The 4,407-nt window shown below is 37.8% G+C and carries 3 protein-coding genes; 1 reads left to right on the top strand and 2 read right to left on the bottom strand.

Translation table 11 applies throughout. The features are described from left to right. Positions 1 to 296 precede the first annotated feature (296 nt). Together HRH59_RS19080 and HRH59_RS19075 are read right to left on the bottom strand one after the other, a co-directional pair. Positions 297 to 1,268 (bottom strand): hypothetical protein, encoded by a 972-nt coding sequence (locus HRH59_RS19080; RefSeq protein WP_173502849.1) that lies wholly within the window; start codon positions 1,266 to 1,268, stop codon positions 297 to 299. After that, positions 1,255 to 3,309, bottom strand: a complete 2,055-nt coding sequence (locus HRH59_RS19075; RefSeq protein WP_173502848.1) for a hypothetical protein — start codon at positions 3,307 to 3,309, stop codon at positions 1,255 to 1,257. Before HRH59_RS19075 ends, HRH59_RS19080 begins: the two co-directional genes overlap by 14 nt. 437 nt (positions 3,310 to 3,746) lie before the next feature. On the opposite strand from HRH59_RS19075, the gene HRH59_RS19070 reads away from it, so the two are divergent. Further along, positions 3,747 to 4,385, top strand: coding sequence for an IS4 family transposase (locus HRH59_RS19070; RefSeq protein WP_173502847.1), 639 nt, complete (start codon positions 3,747 to 3,749; stop codon positions 4,383 to 4,385). The last annotated feature ends 22 nt before the right edge of the window (positions 4,386 to 4,407 follow it).

The following is a 4,407-nucleotide window of genomic DNA, read 5'->3' as shown; positions in this document are numbered from 1 at the left end:
CTTTTGACGTCAGTTATTTTTAGGGGGTATTACCGTATAAATACATTAGTACTCTGAGAGCCGGAGTTTTGGACAAATAAAATCAAACTTATAGTCTGTTTCTGACCTGAAGCTGTCTAATCGCTACGTTAGCACCAATACCGGTTTTGAAGCTGCGCGAAAGTGAACGGCAGCATTGTGCCAAAAGCAGACGTTCATTAAATTTATTGGCAATTTAATTTAAACAGGTACGTAAAGATGTATGTAAAGTGACAATCATCTCTAAATTATTAATGCTGGCGTTCGATTAAAGAAAACTATCTAATTAAATATATGGGTGGATTGAATGCATTAAAAACTTGCATTATTGGTAGTGAGTAACTGTGGTTACTACCGCCAGCAATATGCATAGAAATGAGAAATCCGTCATGAGATACAAGTGGTGAACCACTATCACCTCCTCGTGTGCTACCACCTAAAATACGAGAAACAATTAAATTTTTCATTGTATAAACCGCAGGGGAGCCACTTGTGTGGTAAGTAAAATCGTACTCTTTAATGGTTTGAACCCATTCACAGTTAAAACTCCCGCTTTTAGCATGGAGAACATAATGAAAAGGAATTCTGTTATTCAGAGCTCCTGAAAATGTAATATTTCCGGGGCCATATCCACGAGGTATATCTTGGTAATCAGTTACATAGACGACTGCCGCATCGGCCCAATTCAAATCTGCGATTTGCTGTAAATGTCCCAGTGGAGCTATTACATTTCTGCTGTAATCATATTTGAACGTAATATTCTCACTCAGATCATGAGATATGTTAAACCTCTTAATTAGAGCAAATGTGTGAGCACAACCAAGCAAATAGAATTCATCGTACCCGTGAAATTTGACATAGCAGCATGCTGTTCCTATTTCTGCATGGCCATGACGCCTGCTTACTGTTGTGGTGCCACCAACCCCTCCTTGCAGTTTGATGGTTTTTAAAACGGAAACATCTGTGGGAACCGCATAAAATTGTCTACCTTGACTATTAAATTCGAATGATGTTAGGCAAAAATCGGGAATTAAGCCTACTTTCCTTCTATTAGTTGACCACTTGCGTTTTACAGAGAATTTCAAACATAAGTTATCTAAAAGTGTCTCTTTCTTTTCCTTTCGGCCAACGCCAATGGCAATAACATTCGGATAACTCATGAGTTTTTTGTTCTTGTTTTTTATTACTGACTCAATAACCTTTATCTTTGAATTATCATCAAGATTGTTCCAGTTATCATTTGCTTTCATTTTTATTAAACCTTACAAGTTCAATGATAATATCTGCTCTCGTATCAAATCTGACTACTGAGCCCGTACCGCCATACCCTCCTAGTAATTCTTTTTGCTTTAAGATAGGGTAAACACCTGGGACTGCATATGAAACTTTATGTATTTTTAGCAGCACAGGGATTTTTTCTATTTCTAACTTCAGCAATCTATTCTGATCAACACTTTCCGACTCTAAAATCGGGCCAACATCGTTCTCTTCTGTCTCATTTTTTTCATCAGTCAATATAGGGGCAATAAGTTGCTTATCTAGCCTTACAACATCTCTCACTAAATCAAGGGTTTCACCTATTTGGAGAAAGAAAAAGTTTGCAAGGGCACGATTATCTATTTGTGATGCAAAGTTTTCCAATAGCCAACCATTTTCAAGTGAAATTGCCATTTCTGATTTGGATAAATTTGCTTTTACATTTATTGCATACTGTTCCTCAAAATCCGGCAAATACAAAATTTTAAAATAATCGTTAACGTCTAAAACAGGTTTAGTATTAGGGTTAGAGGTTGCCAATATACTGAGCAGACCTCCTCCTGCTTTTAATGTTTCTTCAACTTTAGTTGAGCCTTTTTCAATAGGCTGTTTGCTTGTTTCATCAGATTCATTGCTGTTATTTTCATCTTTTTTCTCTGTAGGATTTTCTGGAGTGACTCCAACTGCCGGGGTGTTAACCTGAGGGACAAATAATACTTCTTTACAAGTAGGTTCTGGATAGTTAGATGACTGGTAATTTTGAACTTCAAGAGTGGGCATACTTGAGTAGATATAAGTTGAAGAAGTTTCGGAGGCAAGAAGTAAAACGATATGATATTTACCTACTAGCATTTCAGGATATACATCCTTTATTAGATATGTATAATTTTTATCTGTTAACTTTCCACCTTCAATAGGTAAATATTTGGCATTTTCGAAGTCGAAATTACCGTCATCTAATTTTCTAAGAAGTGCAATAGATTTTACTTCATCGACTTCACCAGCATCAGTAGCCTTAATATCCGCAATTTCAATGTGAAAATCAATTAATGAGCTTTTGCTACCGGTGAGCTTAATTGGAATTTCAATTTTCACACCTTTCTTAATTTCCAATCCTCTCGTCGACAAAGGGTCAATTAAGCTACCTAAGTTAATCTCATTTTGATTACCTCCAAACTCTATAAAACTTTGAGTTTGAGGATCTTCAACAATCGGATGTCTATCACAAGAGCTACCATTTTTTTGAATAAAATCAACTCCAAGAACATACTTCCCCTCAGAAGCATCAGCAATTAAACCTAAAAAGTCGAACTCACCATTGTCTTTATATAACGCTTTTGGGAGAACAATTTTTTTTGACTGGTCTGGTTTGCCATCCTTTACCTTAAGCAGGTAAATATCTCGAATATTTTCTCTTTTAACACTAGTAATAGTTTCAGTTGGATTTAGTTTAAATTTCAATCTAACAACGTTTTTTGTACTTTTGATATATTTTGTTGTCTGCTCATTCCAATCAACAAGCTTTTTTACCATCGAAAGGGGTTTAACATATGAGCCAGTCTTCGCAGGAACCCCAATAGAATTTCCCCCTGCAGGTTCACCAATAGCATTTTTACCTATTGACAAATTTGCAGTTTCACCTTCTAGTTTTATATTTCGTGCACCCTCTTTACCCAGAAAAATTCGGTTGATCGGAATGTTTTCACCAATATTATAAATAATCTTAGTTTCATCTGTATCATTCAGAAACTTAAAAGAGATTTCCTCAAGTATTTCTACGCTACTTCCATCTGGAGCCATTTTTCCATGAGCATATATTGACGAGCTTTTATAAGGAAACTCTTTACCCACAGCGATAAATGGTCTAGGCAAGTAATATCGATTTCCTTTAATAGCATCTGCCGCTTTTTGTATCGCGTATCTATCTTTAATTTCATAATCAATTGTGTTTGGAATTTTTTCTACAGTCACACTAGCGCAACCTGACAAGGCAAAAGTAATTATGATAAATAGGCTATTCTTGGCTCTGTTCACGCGTGACGTCCTTGTTGGTTAATACCTAATCAATTTAAATTAGTTAATTTTTTTTAAAAGTCAATTTACAGTATTAAATTTGTAAGGTTCATCGTTAAACCAATGCTTTAACCAAGCTTAAGATATTGATATATAGTTGGTAATAATTTTAATTGCAAAGTTTAATTGAAAACTAAAAATCAGATTTAATTGTTAACAATGTACTGGGGCATTCTATGAATGTCTTTATTTAGTTACGGCACGAAAAGTGAGGCCGCTGGGATGCTTTTGTTGCAATTCGGGATCCAATTAGCAAATCGTTAATGTCTGAATAATGGGTCGGAGCCTGAGGCATCCCCACAAAATTGCTATTTAAAACAAAAAGATGAGCTCAGAAGGAACATTCATGGCGTTCGGTGATCAGATCTATCGCCAAACAAACCTACCAAGGATACGCCATGAATGTTCTGCAAATGCTAACCCGTTTTGTCAAAACCGTCACGCCCAATATGCACAGTCAGCGCCGCCAGGCGCTTGAAGCGTGCGTGAAAAGTGCCGTGCATCAGAACAAGCTAACCATTACCCGGCTTGGCCGTGGAATTCGCGGTAAAGCTTATGAAAAACATAAGATTAAACGGGCTTACAGGCTTTGCTCTAATGGACATTTATACCGTGAACTGCCGCTGATTTATGGTGCTTTGGTTAAACTTGTCTCTACGTCGCTGCCACGGCCGGTTATTCTGGTTGATTGGTCTGATTTAGACGCCAGTCGGCGTCACTTCTTATTACGGGCGTCATTAGCGTTTGATGGTCGCTCGATAACGCTGTATGAGCAAGTCCATCCGCTATGCGGGAAAGAAAAACCGGCGGTACATCTGGCATTTCTCCAGCACCTTAAAGCCATGCTGCCAGAGCAGTGTAAACCAATAATTGTCACCGATGCCGGCTTCCGGGTGCCTTGGTTTCGGCAAGTATTAAGTTTGAATTGGGACTATGTTGGCCGCATCCGCAACCGTACCCTTTATACCCTTGATAACGGCGATAACTGGCTGCCTTGCAAAGGGCTGTATGCTCAGGCCGGGGAAACTTCCCCCTAAAAAGTAGACGCTTTTAAATTGC

Origin of the sequence: Rheinheimera lutimaris (assembly GCF_013283795.1) — a bacterium.
GTDB lineage: Bacteria > Pseudomonadota > Gammaproteobacteria > Enterobacterales > Alteromonadaceae > Alishewanella > Alishewanella lutimaris.
This window is presented reverse-complemented; position numbering and strand designations above follow the sequence as displayed.